General features: G+C 63.6%; 12 protein-coding genes and 1 pseudogene. 6 read left to right on the plus strand and 7 right to left on the minus strand.

Annotation, left to right across the window (positions count from 1 at the left end; genetic code table 11):
* Window positions 1-23: 23 nt before the first annotated feature.
* The 7 genes and pseudogenes from C0606_03315 to C0606_03345 all read right to left on the minus strand — a co-directional run bounded on the left by C0606_03315 (window position 24) and on the right by C0606_03345 (window position 9,710).
* Window positions 24-995, minus strand: a complete 972-nt coding sequence (locus C0606_03315; protein ID PLX39689.1) for a hypothetical protein — start codon at window positions 993-995, stop codon at window positions 24-26.
* Between the two features lie 8 nt (window positions 996-1,003).
* Window positions 1,004-2,077: pseudogene (locus C0606_03320) on the minus strand (cobalamin biosynthesis protein CobW).
* Window positions 2,078-2,257: 180 nt separating this feature from the next.
* The gene (locus C0606_03325) at window positions 2,258-3,259 is read right to left on the minus strand and encodes a 2-oxoacid:ferredoxin oxidoreductase subunit beta (protein ID PLX39547.1); all 1,002 of its coding nucleotides are present in this window, start codon (window positions 3,257-3,259) and stop codon (window positions 2,258-2,260) included.
* Entirely contained in the window at window positions 3,256-5,151 is a 1,896-nt protein-coding gene (locus C0606_03330) for a 2-oxoglutarate ferredoxin oxidoreductase subunit alpha (GenBank protein PLX39548.1), read from the minus strand. Before C0606_03330 ends, C0606_03325 begins: the two co-directional genes overlap by 4 nt.
* A gap of 216 nt (window positions 5,152-5,367) precedes the next feature.
* The gene (locus C0606_03335; protein ID PLX39690.1) at window positions 5,368-7,635 is read right to left on the minus strand and encodes a copper-transporting ATPase; all 2,268 of its coding nucleotides are present in this window, start codon (window positions 7,633-7,635) and stop codon (window positions 5,368-5,370) included.
* Between the two features lie 99 nt (window positions 7,636-7,734).
* On the minus strand, window positions 7,735-8,880 hold the full coding sequence (gene argE / locus C0606_03340; GenBank protein PLX39549.1) for an acetylornithine deacetylase: 1,146 nt from the start codon (window positions 8,878-8,880) through the stop codon (window positions 7,735-7,737).
* 8 nt (window positions 8,881-8,888) lie between these two features.
* Complete coding sequence (locus tag C0606_03345; GenBank protein ID PLX39550.1) at window positions 8,889-9,710, minus strand: creatininase; 822 nt, start codon at window positions 9,708-9,710, stop codon at window positions 8,889-8,891.
* Between the two features lie 170 nt (window positions 9,711-9,880).
* Here C0606_03345 and C0606_03350 point away from each other — a divergent pair, with 170 nt between their 5' ends.
* From C0606_03350 to C0606_03375, 6 genes are all read left to right on the plus strand, one after another.
* Complete coding sequence (locus C0606_03350; protein PLX39551.1) at window positions 9,881-10,975, plus strand: nitrate ABC transporter substrate-binding protein; 1,095 nt, start codon at window positions 9,881-9,883, stop codon at window positions 10,973-10,975.
* A complete protein-coding gene (locus C0606_03355; protein ID PLX39552.1) occupies window positions 10,972-11,778 on the plus strand; it encodes a nitrate/sulfonate/bicarbonate ABC transporter ATP-binding protein in 807 nt (268 codons plus the stop codon). The genes C0606_03350 and C0606_03355 overlap by 4 nt, the downstream gene beginning before the upstream one ends.
* Before the next feature lie 12 nt (window positions 11,779-11,790).
* Window positions 11,791-12,621 (plus strand): ABC transporter ATP-binding protein, encoded by an 831-nt coding sequence (locus tag C0606_03360; GenBank protein PLX39553.1) that lies wholly within the window; start codon window positions 11,791-11,793, stop codon window positions 12,619-12,621.
* Between the two features lie 91 nt (window positions 12,622-12,712).
* Window positions 12,713-14,104 carry an FAD-linked oxidase gene (locus C0606_03365; GenBank protein ID PLX39554.1) on the plus strand — a complete coding sequence of 464 codons (1,392 nt, stop codon included), beginning with the start codon at window positions 12,713-12,715 and terminating at the stop codon, window positions 14,102-14,104.
* Between the two features lie 215 nt (window positions 14,105-14,319).
* Window positions 14,320-14,796 (plus strand): MarR family transcriptional regulator, encoded by a 477-nt coding sequence (locus C0606_03370; protein PLX39555.1) that lies wholly within the window; start codon window positions 14,320-14,322, stop codon window positions 14,794-14,796.
* 300 nt (window positions 14,797-15,096) lie between these two features.
* The gene (locus C0606_03375) at window positions 15,097-15,990 is read left to right on the plus strand and encodes an EamA family transporter (GenBank protein ID PLX39691.1); all 894 of its coding nucleotides are present in this window, start codon (window positions 15,097-15,099) and stop codon (window positions 15,988-15,990) included.
* Window positions 15,991-15,992: the final 2 nt, after the last annotated feature.

The raw sequence follows: 15,992 nt of genomic DNA on the forward strand, positions 1-15,992 counted from the left end.
AAGGTGTCCTTGCCCGAATTGCCCTACAGGGCCACTGCGACAAGTCCGGCCTTGCCAGCGTCCGTTCCGAACGCAAAGCGCTCGCCCTTGCCATCGAAGGCAATCGTCGTGATCGGCGAACCGCCCGGCGCGACCACCTCGATCTGCTCGTCGTCGTCGAAGCGCGCCAGCACCACCGAGCCGTCTTCATAGCCGACTGCGACGATGTCCTTCTTTGGATGACATGCAACTGCCGTCACCAGCATCTCTTTCGGCGCGATCTGCAGCGGTGCCTTGCCGGCAGGCCCGCCGGAAATGTGGAACGGCCACATGATCGCCGCTCCTGCCCCCGAGGTCGCCAGAAAACGGCCCTTTGCCGACCACGACCACGACTTCACCTTGGACGGATAGCCGGCCATGCGGATGTTGTCCTTGTCGGCAAGCCGCCAACCGTGCAGTTGCGGCTCCTGCATGGTCGTCATGACGAACTTGCCGTCCGGCGAGAAAGTCACACCGAGATGAGCGCCCTTCCAGTCGAGCGTCTGCGGCGCGCCATCCGTGTTCGGCCACCACAGCGTCACCCCGTCGACATGGGCAACGGCAACCCGCATGCCCTTCGGCGCAAAGGCGAGCCCGCCGATGCCGCGCTTCAGTTCAAGGCCGCGCTCGCTGCCGTCGGAAAGCCGCACCCAGGCGGTACGGCCCGACGCAAACGCAACCGCACCGTTCGGGCCCGTCGCGATGATATCGATCCACTTGCGCGGTTTTTCGGCGAGCGTCTCGACCGAACCGTCCGCGCCGACCCGCGCGATGCGCCCGTCGTCGCCACCGGTAACCAGGCTTTTGCCGTCAAAGGAAGGCACGGCGGCCAGTACCGAACCCGCATGGACCCGCACGGGCTCCTCGCTGTCGGCAAAGCGCACCGTCCCATCGCCGAGCGCGAAGGCGGCCCGCCCGCCGAGAAACGTCACGGCAACCACATAGGCCTCGAAGTCGAAGGTCTGGTTTTCCGTCATCACCGGCCTCACACCGCGCAGGCGGCAAAACCGCTCGACAGTTTTTCCGCATCCAGCTTGCGTCCGATGAAGACGATACGGCTCTTGCGCTCCTCGCCCTCGCGCCACAGTCGCTGGTGGTCGCCCTCGATCAGCATGTGAATGCCCTGCACCACGTAGCGGTCCTCGTCGCCCTTGAACGACAGAATGCCCTTTAGGCGCAGGATATTCGGCCCGTCCTCCTGGGTGATGCGATCGATCCACGGGAAGAACTTCTGCGGATCGAGATCGCCGCCGGACAGCGCGATGCTGTGTACCGCATCGTCGTGCCGCGGCTTGTGCCCATGCCCATGGTGATGGCCATGATGGTGACCATGCTCATGGTGGTGATGGTGGCCGTGATCGTGATCGCAATCCGGGCCGCAGACGTGATCATCCTCGGCATCGAGGAAATGCGGATCGAGATCGAGGATGCGGTCGAGATCGAACGACCCGCGCTCGAGAACATCGCTCAGCGGCAGCGCGCAGCGCGACGTCCGATGAATGACGGCACCGGGATTGATCGAGCGAATGGTTGCCTCGATGGCGTCCAGCTCGTCCGCGCTCACCAGATCCGTCTTGTTGAGCACAATGACGTCGGCAAAGGCGATCTGGTCCTCGGCTTCCGGACTGTCGTCGAGCCGCAGCGCCAGATGTTTCGCATCGGCAACGGCAACGACCGCATCGAGCGCTGCAGCGGCGCGAACGTCGTCATCCATGAAAAAGGTCTGCGCAACCGGCGCCGGATCGGCGAGGCCCGTCGTCTCGACAACGATGGCATCGAAACCGCCGCGCCGCTTCATCAAATTCTAGACGACGCGGATCAGATCGCCGCGCACCGTGCAGCAGATGCAGCCATTGTTCATCTCGTAGATTTCTTCGTCAGACTCCACGAGCAGATCGTTGTCGATGCCGATCTCGCCGAACTCGTTGACGATCACCGCGTAACGCCGGCCATGGTCTTCCGACAGGATGCGGTTCAGCAGCGTCGTCTTGCCCGCACCGAGGTAGCCGGTGATCACCGTCACCGGGATTTTCGCGGACGTCGTGGTTTCAGTCGTCATGGCTTTCCCAAATCTTCCTCGCGCCGACAGGATCATCCGGGCGCAGCGAGCTTAGAGGCTACATAGTCCCTGCCCCCGCCCTGCTTCAAGAGCGCGCGCGCCGTTCAAGCCGAAACCCAAAAGAAAACGCCGGCGATTGAACCAACCGCCGGCGTCCTTTCAAGCACCGAAATGCTGTCCTTACGAAACGGTCCAGGTGTGCCCGGCCTGCATGGCCTTCTGCAGCCGCGGCATCACGGTTGCCGCGTCATGTTCGGCCGCGACCTGGCGTCCGACGAAGGTTTCGTCCGGCGCCGCATAGATCACGCCGACCGGCAGCGGATCGAACAGCCGCGAAAGTAGCGAGGCGAGCGTCAGATTGGTCTCGTCATGCACGAGGATATCGTCCTCGCTGACACCGTCTTCGCCGATCTTGACCACTTCGAGCGTCAGGCTCTTGGTGTTCAGCCGGATGCCTTTGTCGTTCTCGGCGCCGAACCGCATCGGCTCACCGTGATGCAGCCGCAGCAGCGTTTCGGAGACGCGCTTCTTGTCTTCGACTTCGGCGAACACACCATCATTGAAGACGAGGCAGTTCTGCAGCACTTCAATGAAGCTGGTGCCGCGGAACGCGTGGCCGCGCGAGATGGTCTCGAACAGCAGATCCTGCAGCGCGTCGACCGAGCGGGCGATGAAATGCCCGCCGGCGCCGAGCGCGAACGCGATCGGATGCACCGGCTCGTCGAGCGAACCGTTCGGCGAGGTCGGCGAATGCGTGCCCTTGCGCGAGGTCGGCGAGGTCTGGCCCTTGGTCAGACCGTAGATCTCGTTGTTGAGCATCAGATAGTTGACGTCGACATTGCGGCGCAGGAGGTGCAGCAGATGATTGCCACCGATTGCCAGGCTGTCGCCGTCACCCGACACGACCCAGACGTCGAGATGGGGCTTGGCCTGCTTCACACCCGTCGCCACTGCCGCCGCGCGGCCGTGGATCGTGTGGAAGCCATAGGTTTCCATATAATAGGGAAAGCGCGACGAGCAGCCGATACCCGACACGAACACCGTGTTTGCCGGATCGGAGCCATCCTCGGCCAGCGTCTTCTGCACCGCCTTGATGACGGAGTAGTTGCCGCAGCCCGGGCACCAGCGCACTTCCTGTGCCGAGGCAAAATCCTTCGGCTTGAGAGCAGCTTCAGCAGTCATGCCTTCACCTCCTCGAGGGCGCTACGGATCGCCGCCTCGATTTCGCTGACCAGGAACGGCTGGCCAGCAACCTTGGAAACCAGTTCGGCCGGAATGAGATATTCCGCCCGGATCATGTTGACGAGCTGACCGGTGTTGAGTTCCGGCACCAGAACCTTCTTGAAGCCCTTCAGGAGCTCGCCGAGATTGCTCGGGAACGGCACCAGATGGGTCAGATGGATATGGCTGACCTTCTCGCCCTCGGCGATCAGGGTCTCCACTGCGTCGGCGACCGCGCCATAGGTCGAACCCCAGGCGAGAACCGCGATGTCACCCTCGTCCGCGCCATTGGTGACGCTCTGCTCGGGAATGAAATTGGCGATGCCGGCGATCTTCTTCGTCCGCAGGTCGGTCATGACCTGATGGTTTTCCGGATCGTAGGAAACCTCGCCGCTGACATTCTTGCGTTCAAGACCGCCAAGACGATGGATACCGTCCTGGGTACCCGGAATGATCCACGGGCGCGCCAGCGTCTCGGGATCGCGCGCAAACGGCTCCAGCGAGCCGTCGATATCGCGCATAACGGTATCGCGCGGCAGATCATCGAGGTTCGGAATGCGCCAGGGTTCCGAGGCATTGGCGATGTAGCCGTCGGTCATGATGACCACCGGCGTCATGAATTTGACAGCGATCTGAACGGCTTCGACCGAAACGTCGAAGGCGTTGTCGGGTGAGCGAACGGCAATCACCGGCATCGGCGAGTCGCCGTGGCGCCCATAGGCCGCCTGGAACAGATCCGACTGCTCCACCTTGGTCGGCAGACCCGTGGACGGACCGCCACGCTGCACGTTGATGACGACGAGCGGCAGCTCAGCGCCGACCGCAAGGCCGAGCGCCTCGCCCTTCAGCGCCATGCCGGGGCCGGACGTACCGGTAATCCCGAGGCTGCCCGCATAGGACGCACCGATCGCCGCACAGACCGCAGCGATTTCGTCTTCGGCCTGGAACGTCTTGATACCGACGCCCTCACCGAGCTTGGCGAGCGCGTGCAACATCGTCGTTGCCGGCGTGATCGGATAGGAGCAGTAGACCGGATCGAGATCGAAAGTGTGTGCACCGGCAACGACGCCGTAGGCGATCGCTTCACCGCCGGTAACTGTCCGGTAGAGCCCCGGCTCCGCCTTTGCCGGCGGAACGGTCACCAGTTCGATGCCGGACGGAAGCTGCATGGTCGCGCCGAACGCGTAACCCGCCTCCACGGCGGCCCGGTTCACCGAACGCACGACCGGCTTCTTGGCGAACTTCTTGTCGATCCATTCGAGAGTCGCGTTGCGGTCGCGGCCGAACAGCCAATAGACCACACCGAGCACCCACATATTGCGGGCCTTCAGCGCGTCTTTCTTCGAGGATACGTCTATGTCTTCGAGCGCGGCGACCGTTTCCTTCGTCATCCTGGTGATGTCGATGGCGAGCACGCGATAGGCGTCGAGGGTGCCATCCTCGAGCGGATCATTCTCGTAGCCGGCCTTCTTCAGCGCACCGGCCCGGAACGCCCCTGTATCGACGATCAGCATACCACCCGGCAGCAGGTCCTTTTGATGGACGACAAGCGCCGCGGGATTGAGCGCGACCAGACAGTCGAGCTTGTCGCCCGGCGTATGAATCTCATGCGCGGAAAACTGGATCTGGAACGACGATACGCCGCCCGGACTGCCGGCCGGCGCGCGAATCTCGGACGGGAAGTCCGGGAAGGTCGCCAGGTCGTTGCCGCCGAGCGCGGCTTCCAGGCCGAACTGCGACCCGGCCGATTGGATGCCATCGCCGGAGTCGCCGGCAAAACGGATAACGACGGATTCGCGCCTGGAGCGGCTTTCCTCAGGCGAAGTCGTTTCGGGAACGCTTTGGATATTCATGGTGGTTTCCGGTGGTCTGCCCCTCAGCGCAACACGCGCTTCCTCGAAAGAGGGATATCAGGAGAATCTTTCCATTGCACAAACAGCGGGCACATTGCTTGATTTGAAGCAAAACAAATACCGCTTTTTTAAGGCGGCGTATATTCGCCGTTTAGGTAGGCAGGCCAGTGTCAGGAATCCATACGTAGTCGACCACAAATTGGCAGCGTTCACAGATCAGTGATCGATTTTTGCGCGCCAGCGCTTCAAGAGCGCCGCATTGCTGACCACCGAGATCGAGCTCATCGCCATCGCCGCCCCCGCGATCTCCGGCGACAGGAAGCCGAACGCGGCGAGCGGGACGCCAATGACATTGTAGATGAACGCCCAGAAAAGGTTCTGGTAAATCTTGCGCGTCGTTGCCCGCGAGATATCAAGCGCCGCCGGCACGAGGCGTGGATCAGGACGCATCAAAGTGATGCCGGCGGTCTCCATGGCGACCTCGGTACCCGTCCCCATGGCGATACCGATATCCGCGGCTGCAAGCGCCGGCGCGTCGTTGATGCCGTCCCCGACCATCGCGACCGTGTGGCCGCCGGCTTTGAGCGCGGCAACCGCGTCGGACTTGTCCTGCGGGCGTACCGGACCGCGCCAGCTGTCGAGGCCGAGTTCGCCGGCGACGGCTTTTGCAACCGGCGCCGCGTCGCCGGTCAGCATCGAAGTACCGATGGACGCGCGTTTCAGCATGTCGACCGCCTGGCGGGCTTCCTCACGCACCGGATCGGCCAAGCCGATAACGCCGAGCGCTGTGCCACCACGCGCAACAATCACCGCCGTCCGCGCTGCGCCCTCTTCCTCCGTATAGGCTGCCTCGACTTTGGAAGCGTCGACGCCTTCCTGCTCGATCAGCGCGCGATTACCGATGACGACCCGGTCTGCGCCGACCCGCGCGGTCACGCCAAGCCCGGCCAGCGCCTTCAGGTCGCTGGAGGCAGAGAGCGCGAGCCCCTTCTCGGCGGCGGCGGCCACCATGGCCTTGGCCAGCGGATGTTCGCTCGTCTGGTTGGCCGAGGCCGCAAGCGCGAGCACCGCGTCCTCATCGCCATCGGCCGCATGAACGGCCATCACCGACGGCGTCCCCGCCGTCAGCGTACCGGTCTTGTCGAAGATCACCGTGTCGACCCGGTGGGCGACTTCAAGCGCCTCGATATCCTTGATCAGAATGCCGGACCGCGCTGCCGAGCCGGTGCCGGCGACAAGCGCCGTCGGGGTCGCAAGACCAAGCGCACACGGGCACGCGATTACGAGCACCGAAACGGCAGCGACAAGCGCCGGCTCGAACGTCCCGCCAAGGAAATACCAGCCGGCGAAGGTGATGACGGCGATGACCAGAATGGTCGGCACGAACACCGCCGCGACCTTGTCGACGAGCCTCTGAACTGGTGCCTTGCCGGCCTGCGCGTGTTCGACAAGCCGAATGACTCGGGCGAGCGTCGTGTCCTCGCCAACCGCGCCGGTGACGATCTCGATCGCAGCCGCACCATTGACGGTGCCGGCCGTGACCTTGTCGCCGACCCGCTTGGCAACAGGGATGCTCTCACCGGTGACGAGCGACTCATCCAGCTCGCTTTCGCCGGCTTCGACCGTGCCGTCGACCGGCACCCGTTCCCCGGGTCTCACCAGCACGATATCGCCGCGCCGAACCTGCTCGACCGGCACGGTCTCCCAGCGCCCGTCGACCTGGCGCGTCGCCGTTTCGGGACGAAGCGCCATCAGCGCGCGCACAGCCGCCGTCGTCGAGCGCTTGGCGCGCGCCTCGATCAGCTTGCCGAGCAATACCAGCGTGAGAATCACCGCGGCCGACTCGAAATAGAGTTCGCCGGCGACATCGTCGCCATACTGGATCACCAGCCAGAACGAATAGAGATAGGCAGCGGACGTACCGAGCGAAACAAGCACGTCCATATTGGCGGACCCGCCGCGCAGCGACTTATAGGCGCCGCGATAGAACCGCGAGCCTGCCAGCGCCTGAACGCCGGTTGCCAGGATCAGCTCCACCTCCGGCATGAAGTGCCAGCCGAGATCGAACGGCATCGCCGCCATCTGAAGCATGAATGGTGCGGTGAGAATGGCGGATACGAAGAAGGTGAATGCGAGCCAGCCGTCCTGCGCCTTGCGTTCGGCCTCAGCCGCCACCGCCGCCGCACGCCGTTTGGCAGCATCACTCTCGGTTCGTTTCGCCGTGAACCCGGCCTTCTCGACAACCGCGACCAGTCGCTCCGGATCCACATCCGGTCCGGCGACCACCTCCGCCTTTTCCATTGCCAGATTGACGCTTGCCCCCTCGACGCCGGGAACCCGCTTCAAGACGCGCTCGACGCGCGCCGAACAGGCCGCACATGTCATACCGCCGATATCGAAGGTGATTGGATCGTCGTGCGCTACACCGGCTGCGACAGGCGCGGGCGGGTCTTGCGGTTCGGGTTCTACAGCAGCAACAGTCATGGCGAAGCCTTCCCGGCACATAGCCGGATTTGGGTGCATTGCTGCCTAGATAGGTATTCCAGTGACTGGAAGGTCAAGGGATGGCCAATCGCCGAGCCCTCAGGACAGATAGCCGATCAGCTTGCGCGTGAAGGCGGTGCCAGCTTCGAGCTGCGAGATCTCGATGAACTCGTCCGGCTGATGCGCCTGGTCGATCGAGCCCGGCCCACACACCACCACCGTATAACCCGCCTCCTGAAACTGGCCGGCTTCCGTCGTGTAGGAAACGGCGTGGGAGGCGTTGTCACCGGTCAGCAGCCGCGCCAGGTGCTCCGCCTCGCTGCCCGGTTCCGGCGAGAAACCCGGCACGCGCGCATGCACATGGATCGAGACGCCGCTTTCCGGCGCAATCCGTTTCATCGCCGGCTCCACCTCGTTGCGGATGTGCTCCTCGAAGCGCGCGAGATAGGCGTTCGCGTCCTCGTCCGGCAACGCACGGATATCGGTGACGAAGCTGCAGTCGCTCGCAACGATGTTGTGCGCCGTGCCGCCATTGACCTGGCCGCAATGGATGGTCGTGAAGGGCGGCTCGAACGGACAGCCATGCGGCACCTTTTTCGCCGCGTCACGCATCATCTCATCAAGGAACACCATCAGCCGGGCCGCCACCATATTGGCGGAAACACCGCGATGAATCTGGCTCGAATGCACGGACTTGCCGCGCACCGACGTCTCGAACACGAGAATGCCCTTGTGCCCGGTGACGACCTTCATCGAAGTGGGCTCGCCAACGATCACGGCCTTGACCGGCGGCAATTCCTCGACCATGCGCGCGATCAGATGCGGCGCGCCGAGACAGCCGATTTCCTCGTCATGCGAAAAGGCAAAATGGATCGGCCGTTTCAGCCCCGCGCGCTGCATTTCCGGCACCAGCGCCAGCGCAATCGCGATGAAGCCCTTCATGTCGGACGTTCCACGCCCGAACAGCTTGCCGGCCCGCTCGGTCAGCGTGAACGGATCGCTGGTCCAGTTCTGACCATCCACCGGCACGACGTCGGTGTGTCCCGACAACACGACGCCGCCATCGACATTCGGCCCGATGGTCGCGTAGAGGCTCGCCTTCGAGCCGTCTTCATTCGGAACAAGCCGCGACGGCACCCCGTGTCCGTTCAGATAGTCGACGACGAAATCGATCAGCGCCCGGTTCGAAACCCGTGAAACCGTGTCGAACCCAACGAGGGTCTTCAGCATGTCGCGGGGGTCCATGGATATCGTCACGCGTCGCTCTCCTCGTCGTCGCAATCTTGGCCGCAATCCGTCCCGGATGCGGGTTCCCACAAATCGGCGAGGTCGAACCGCCGAATATCGTCGATGAGTTCAATAAAGCCGCGCGCCGCGTGGTCGATCAACGCCTCTCCGGTCGAGGCTTCCGCGCCGGCAGCCGCACCAACGACGCCGGCCGGATTGAGGTCCTCGATCCGCCAGCCGAACGACGCCGGCCGGCCATAGGCCTTCAAATGCTTGAATTTGCCGATGAAATCACTCTGATCCGATGGGAAATCGGCAAGGTGTTCCGTCCGCACCAGGTCCGGCCGCGCGGCAAGCATCACAGATGTCTCGGCAAGCCCGCCATGAATACCGAAAGCGCGCTCGTCCGCATCGATCAGCCCCTCCGGCGCACCGAAGCGGCTCCACGATGTGGTCGCGGCGAGCATGTGATGGCGCAGGCGAAGCTGCTGCACGACCACGTCGAGGATCGGCGAATTTCCGCCATGCGAGTTGACCAGCACCAACTTGCGGATACCGGAAGCAGCGACGCTGTCGCCGAGTTCGGTCAGCACCTTGATCAGCGTGTCGGCGGTGAGCGTCAACGTCCCGGCCGCTGAGTGTTCCTGCGACCAGCCATAGGCCTGCACCGGCAGAAAGATGATCGGCGCGTCAGCCGGCAGCAATTCCGCCACGCGCGCGACATGCGCCTCGGCAATCGCGGTATCGGTGCCGAGCGGCAGATGCGCGCCATGCTGTTCGATCGCGGCAACCGGCAGCACCGCGATCCAGGTGTCCGGATCGCAGTCACCGAAATCGCGCGCACTCATATCGTGCCAGAAACGTCGGACCGGCAAGGTTGACTATCCTCGTTGGTGATCTCGCCGGCACGCTACGCGAGGTGCCCAAACCCGGCAAGGCCTCTTGTGACCGACAAACACGGCGTAATTGTCGTCAATTGCCGTCGCCAAGAGAATTCCCACATGTGGCAAAGACGACTATGGTGCGCCGCGAACACGGCGGATTCCACCGTCGAAGACTTCTCCGACCGGGACCAGAGGGAGACCGAAGACCCGTGATTCAGCCCCGCATCCTCGCCGGCCTCGCAGCCGCCCTCGCAGCCCTTGCCTCCATCGCCCCTGCCGCGGCACTGGAAAAGGTCCGTTTCGGCACCAACTGGCTCGCTCAGGCCGAACATGGCGGCTTCTACCAGGCGCTCGCCGAAGGCCGCTATGCGGGTTGCGGGCTTGAGGTCGAAATCGTCCAGGGCGGACCGCGCGTCAACAACCGCGCGCTGCTGGCCGCCGGCAAGATCGATTTCTACATGGGTGGCAGCCTGCTGCACGCCTTTGCCGCGGTCGAACAGGGCATCCCGACCAAGGTCGTCGCGGCGCTGTTCCAGAAGGAACCGCAGATGCTGATGACCCATCCCGGCGTCGGTCTCGACACCTGGGAGAGCCTGAAAGGCATCAACCTCTATCTCAGCGATTCCGGCTACCATTCCTTCTATCAGTGGATGATGTCGGAACACGGCTTCAGCCCGGACAAGCGCAAGGTCTACACCTTCAACCCGGCGCCGTTCCTTGCCGACAAGACCGTCGGCCAGCAGGGTTATGTGACATCGGAACCGTTCGCCATCGAAAAGGCCGGCGGCTTCAAGCCGAACATCTTCCTCATCGCCGACTACGGCTTCGACACCTATTCGACGACCATCGAGGTGCGCGAGGACGCGATCAGCGACCGGGGCGAGACCGTCGCCTGCTTCGTCGACGCCTCCATCGAGGGCTGGGTCAGCTACCTCTATGGCGACCCCGATCCGGCCAATCGCCTGATCACCGAAGCCAACCCGGAGATGACCGACGAGCAGCTCGCCTTTTCCATCGAGAAGATGAAGGAGTTCGGCATCGTCGATTCCGGCGACACAGAGACGCTTGGCATCGGCGCCATGACCGACGAGCGCTTCGCCAGCTTCTTCGGCAAGATGGTCAAGGCCGGCATCGTCAAGGAAGACGTCGACTACAAGGCCTCCTACGTGCTCGACTTCGTCAACAAGGGCGTCGGGCTGGAGCTGAAGAAAGAACTGACCGCACAGTGAACACCGCCCCGACCACGGCCGCAAACAAGGTGAGCGCTGCCCCGGCCGTCAAGCTCGACGGCATCGGCAAGACTTTTGCCAACGGCACGACCGCATTGCGCGACGTGTCGCTGACCGTGCGCGAGGGCGAATTCCTCAGCCTGCTCGGGCCGTCCGGCTGCGGCAAGACGACGATTCTGCGCCTGATTTCCGGGCTTGCCGATCCGACCGAGGGCACGCTCTCCGGCAACGACATCGGCGCCCGCCGGCGCGGGGATATCGGCTACGTGTTCCAGGAGCCGACGCTGATGCCCTGGGCCACCGTCTTCAACAATGTCTGGCTGCCGTTCCGGCTGCGTGGCGCCTCGAAGGCGGAAGCCCGCAACACCGTCATGGAAGCGCTCGAACGGGTCGGCCTTGCCGACTTTGCCGAAGCCTTTCCGCGCGAACTATCCGGCGGCATGAAGATGCGGGTGTCGATCGCGCGCGCGCTTGTCACCCGCCCGCGTTTGTTGTTGATGGACGAACCCTTCGCCGCGCTCGACGAGATCACACGCTTCAAGCTCAATGACGACCTCATCGAGCTGTGGCGCGAGGCCGGCTGGACCGTCATCTTTGTCACCCACTCGGTCTTCGAGTCGGTCTACCTGTCGAACCGCATCGCCGTCATGACCTCCAATCCCGGCCGCATCGCCGGCGAGATCGGCATCGACGCGCCCTACCCGCGCGGACCCGAATTCCGTACCTCCGCCGTCTACAACGAGTATTGCCGGGTCGCGTCCGACATGCTGCGGCTGGCAATGACTGCTGGAAACGGAGCCTGACGGACGCCCGCGATGACGACGCCGGACACCGCTCCCCGCACGCCCTCCTCGACCGGGCTCGCCGACCGCCTGGCGCGCTGGCTGCTGCCCGCCGCCGTGATGATCGCGGCCATCGTGCTGTGGGACCGCATCGTCGTGTGGAACGCCATTCCGCCCTACATCCTGCCCGGTCCGATGCTGGTCGCGAAGACGCTGATCGCCGACTGGCCGGTGCTGTCGGTCGCGCTCGGCAACACGCTGATCATCACCGTGCTGGCGCTCATCGTCGCCATCATCGGCGGCGTCGGGCTCGCCATCCTGTTCTCCCATTCGAAATGGGTCGAATACTCGTTCTTCCCCTTCGCCGTGGTCCTGCAAGTCACGCCGATCGTAGCCGTCTTCCCGCTGATCAACATCTATGTCGACGACGCGACGACAAAGCTTCTGCTGTGCGCCTGGATCGTTGCGTTCTTCCCGATCCTGTCGAACACCACGCTCGGGTTGAATTCCGCCGACTACAATCTGCGCGACCTGTTCGAGCTCTATGGAGCCAGCCGCTGGCAGACGCTGCTGCTGCTGCGCCTGCCCGCCGCGATGCCATACTTCTTCGGCGGCCTCAGAATCGCAGGTGGGCTCGCGCTAATCGGCGCCGTCGTTGCCGAATTCGTTGCCGGCGCGAGCGGTTTCGGCTCGGGCCTCGCCTTCCGTATCATCGAATCCGGCTACCGGCTGAACATTCCCCGCCTTTTCGCCGCGGTCATTCTCGTTTCCGTCACCGGCATCATCATCTACCTCCTGCTCAATGCCGTGTCGCACTACGTGCTGCGCCGGTGGCACGAGAGCGCCGCCGATCGGCAGCGCTGACCCGCGCCATCGCGGCCCTTGCCTTCCCGACCCACTGGGGTCATCGTGAACCAGGCAGTCGCAACAGCGGATTGCAGCGAGGAGGTGCGCGATGACCGATTTCACCGCCCTGAAAGCCGAACTCGAAGGCCTCGACTTCGACGACACACCCGTCGTCCTGAAGCAGAAAAGCCGCGATTTCTTCTGGTATTCGCCGATCCTGAAGCGCCATCTTGATCAGGCAAGCGCCGATCTGGTCGTCAAGCCGCGGTCGGAGCAGGAAATCATCCGCATTCTGGCCGCCTGCTACCGGCACGAAGTGCCCGTCACGGTACGCGGCGCCGGCACCGGCAATTACGGACAGGCCGTCCCGCTGGCCGGCGGCGTTGTGCTCGACATGTCGGCCATGACCGGGATCACCGCGATCCGGCCCGGCTCGGTCCACGTCGAGCCCGGCGCGCTGATGGCCGATATCGACGAGGCGCTCCGCCCGAGCGGACAGGAACTGCGCATCGTCTCCTCGACCGTCAAGACCGCCACCGTTGGCGGTTTTGTTGCCGGCGGTATCGGTGGTCTCGGTACCGTGCGCTGGGGCGGGCTGCGCGACCTCGGCAACGTGATCGGCGCACGCATCGTCACCATGGAAGCCGAGCCGCAAATCATCGAACTGCACGGCGCGCAGGTCCTCGACATTGTCCACGCCTACGGCACCACCGGGGTGATCACCCGGCTCGAAATGGCGGTGACCGCTGCCTATGACTGGGTCGACGTACTGATCGGCTTCGATTCCCTCATGACCACGGTGCGCTTCGCCGACCACCTCGCCACCATGGACGGTATCCTGCTCAAGGAGCTCGGCGTCGTCGCCGCTCCGCTCCCCTATGAGGGATTCCTGCGCTACCAGCACTGGATCCCGCGCGACATGAACGTCGCCACAATCATGGTCGCGCCGCATGCGCTCGCCGCCCTAGAAAGTGTAGCGAGCAACGCAGGCGGCGCGGTCCTGTTCCGTTCCGATACTGTCGGCGAGAACGATCGCGCCGAGCTGCCGCCGGTCGCAGAACTGGTCTGGAATCACACGACCTTGCGCGCCCTGCGCACCGATCCTTCCCTGACATATCTGCAGGTGCTCTATCCGCCCGGCGACCATCTGAAAAAGATCGAAACCCTCCTCGGCGTGTTCGGCGACGAGCTGCTCACCCATCTCGAATTCGTACGCTTCGACGGCCGCGTTGCGGTCTACGGGATTCCCGTCGTGCGCTACACCACCGAGGAGCGGCTGGACGAGATCATCGCCATATTCGAGGAGCACGGCTGTCCGGTGTTCAATCCGCATCGCTGCACGCTCGAAGAAGGCGGCATGAAGGAGATCGACCGCGACCAGCTGGCCTTCAAACAGCGCACCGACCCGAAGGGGCTGCTCAACCCCGGCAAAATGATCGGCTGGGACGAGCCCGACTACGATTTCAGCCGTCCCTCGATGTATCTCTTCTCGAAAAGTTGAGGAAAGAAGACCTTACATAGCTGAAATACTTTGATTGTTTTCCGGCTTAGCAACGTCATCGCACTGTCATGGAATTTTGTTACTCGACTAAACGAAATCGGGACCCGAATCATCGATAGTTCGGAACTTGTTGTGCCGGGGGACGTTTCAACCGCAGGAACGGCGCACACACGGTAATCCGCCCGGTGAAGCGGATGGGGCATGGGCAGGGCGATATGGCTTTCAATTTCAAGAAAAGCATTACCTTTCATCTGACGCAGGCCGCTAAGGCACAGCGCGCACGTTCGGGCATGTATCTCGGGCGCATCGGGCTGCACCCCGGCCAGGAATCGGTGTTGAAAATGCTCGCCGACGAGGACGGGCAGACCATGACGCAACTCGCGGCCGGTCTCGGCGTTCAGCCGCCGACCGTGACCAAGATGGTCACCCGCCTGTCCGGCCAGGGTCTCGTGCGCCGCGCTGCGTCCGAAGCAGACGGGCGTCTCGCCCGGGTACATTTGACCGACGAGGGCAAGGCTCGCATCGCCCAGATCGACAAGTCCTGGAAGCGCCTCGAAAAGGAAGCGCTCGCCGGCCTCGACGACAAGGAACGCAAGCGCCTGCGCCGCCTGCTGAAGCAGGTCGAAAAGAACCTCGCCAGTTCCGCCGTGCTTGGCGAGCCTGACGAACTGGACGACACCGGCGACGTTTGACGGCACCAACGACAGCGTAGAACGTTGAACGGGATCGAGCGCCTATGCATATCCCGCACGGCGCCATGCAAAAAACGCCGTTCTCTGCATCCTGCCGCGCTCGTTACGCTGTGCGACGCGTTGTGCACCGGTATCGGTCGGCGCAGGGGTGAACCAGGGCGCCACCGGATATCGCTTGAGATAGCCGTACCGTTTCCCGCCATTCCCTGCTTCAGGTGACCTCGAACTGCACCCATGACGCTGCCGGACATGCCCCGCATGCCCGGCTTTGCTGTATTGGCCGCCAACCGGATCGCATGCATGTCGACAACGTCTTCGGAAAATCTGGACCGCTCCGCGCTCGGCGGCATCCTGCTCGCCTGCGCCGCGTTCACCTGCTTTTCCTGTCTCGACACCACGGCGAAATTTCTCAGCCGCTCGCTGCCGATCTACGAAATCGTCTGGCTGCGTTTCGTCGGCCACGTCATCCTGACCGGATTTCTGTTCCGCGTCTGGTCGCGTCCGCACCTGATCGTGCCGCGCCGCGCACTGCTGCAGTTCGTGCGGGCGCTGTGCATGCTCGGCGCGACCGCGTTCAACTTCCTGGCACTGCGCCATCTGCAGCTCGACGAAGCCGTCTCGATCATGTTCGCGACGCCCTTCGTGGTCACAGCTCTTGCCGGACCGATCCTCGGTGAATGGGCCGGACTTCGGCGCTGGATCGCCATTCTGGTCGGCTTTCTTGGTGTCCTGATCGTCACCCGACCGGGTTTCGGCGACATGCACTGGGCGGCGATCTATTCCGTCGCGGCCATGACCAGCTATGCCTTCTACACGCTGACGACGCGCATGCTGACGGCGACAGAGACGCCGCAATCGATGCTGATGCTGAGCGGGATCATTCCGGCGATCGCCATGGCGCCGCCTGCCCTGTCGACCTGGCAGACGCCGGCAGACTGGCAGACCTGGGGCCTGCTTGCCGTCACCGGGTTCTTCGGATCGTTGGGCCACTGGCTGCTGATCAAGGCCTACACGCGCGCGCCAGCACCGGTTATCGCACCGTTCATGTACACGCAGATCGTGTCGATGGTCGCGCTTGGCCTGATCGTCTTCAGCGACGTGCCGGGCTTCTACACCATTCTCGGCTCTTCAGTGATCATCTCATCCGGCCTGTACCTGCTCTATCGTGAGCAGATACGCAAAAAGCGCACCTGACC

This window comes from Hyphomicrobiales bacterium (assembly GCA_002869065.1).
Taxonomy (GTDB): domain Bacteria; phylum Pseudomonadota; class Alphaproteobacteria; order Rhizobiales; family Rhodobiaceae; genus Rhodobium.